This window comes from Bartonella capreoli, assembly GCF_902813205.1.
Classification (GTDB): Bacteria; Pseudomonadota; Alphaproteobacteria; order Rhizobiales; family Rhizobiaceae; genus Bartonella; species Bartonella schoenbuchensis.
Genome location: NZ_CADDZX010000051.1, coordinates 1 through 1,162, shown reverse-complemented (window position 1 = coordinate 1,162; position 1,162 = coordinate 1). Strand labels below are relative to the sequence as shown.

Genomic DNA, 1,162 nt, shown 5'->3' with positions numbered 1-1,162 from the left:
CATCGAGTACAAATTGATTCAAGGAGAAAAAAATGAAACAAATCTTAAAATTATTGAGTGGAATAGCTTTGTTAAGTATCGCTGGATGTCAATTTAATAAACCTCCCTCAGGATATTTGGCTGCATGGGAGAAGCCTGGAGCGGACTTTACTGAGATAGGAAAAGCATTGTTAGAATGTGGCATGCCAACTCCTTATGATGTCGATCCAGAAAATAAAAAGCTAAGCAACAATACATATGCAACAATTTATGCTTGCATGATCCAAGATGGTTTCCGTTATAAAAATAAAGATGGGAATTGGTGTGAGAACTATAAATCTGAAAACCTTCCCATTTGTCAGCCTGGCGCTGTTATCCCGAGGCGCAGTGTCAAGAAGCGTTTAAATAGCCCGTTTTGTAAACAGAATCCAAAAGAATATGAGTGCTATCCTTAAGTGTTTCTGCGTTTGAAGAGCAACATTCCCCTTCCTTGCTTTTGCTTGGAAGGGTGGTTTTTTTGCTCATTCCACCATCAGTAATGGCAGCATCATTTTGACAGATGAAGCAGGGCAAAATACCCTGACAGGGCAAAATGGGGAACAAACAATCGCCTCCCTTAACCGTGACACGGCTACAGCTCATGAAGCTGTAGAAGCGCTTGATGGTGGCAGGCTGGAACAAATCGTCCATGAGAACCGTGAAATGGCGACGCAATTGCTTGAAGAAGGGTTTAAATACAGCGATGATTCCTATAAAACCATGTTTATCAAAAAGCACTCCATCGCCGTGGTGGATCGTGATGAAAAGGGAAATATTATCTATTTAACAGATGAAAATGGGAAACCTATAAAAGACAGTCGTGGACAAAAAATACCTCAGTCGCATTATTTAACGGCTGAGGAGAAGAAGCACCTACAAGCCGGTTCTGATGGTAAGGTTCATGTCTCTTTTAATGGCATTTTCACGCCACCAACTGAGGGAGGTGTTTATGCAGTGCAACATGCAGACAATCAAAATGAACCGCTTTATTTTGTTGTCTTCCCACAAGGAGACACAGCTGTATCAGAACTGATGGTAGCAGGCTATCAGAAGTTTCTGGAAAATGACTTCTTTGGCTTAACCAATTCAACACAGGAGGTACAGGATCTGCTAAAGAACTATGGGAATACAGGGCTGGAACTTT

At 41.5% G+C, this 1,162-nt stretch carries 1 protein-coding gene and 1 pseudogene; both read left to right on the top strand.

Annotation, left to right across the window (positions count from 1 at the left end; all coding sequences use genetic code 11):
• Window positions 1–32 precede the first annotated feature (32 nt).
• A complete protein-coding gene (locus tag J7R05_RS07185; RefSeq protein ID WP_208541715.1) occupies window positions 33–434 on the top strand; it encodes a hypothetical protein in 402 nt (133 codons plus the stop codon).
• A gap of 97 nt (window positions 435–531) precedes the next feature.
• Window positions 532–1,162, top strand: a pseudogene (locus tag J7R05_RS07180) (filamentous hemagglutinin); the annotation flags it as partial.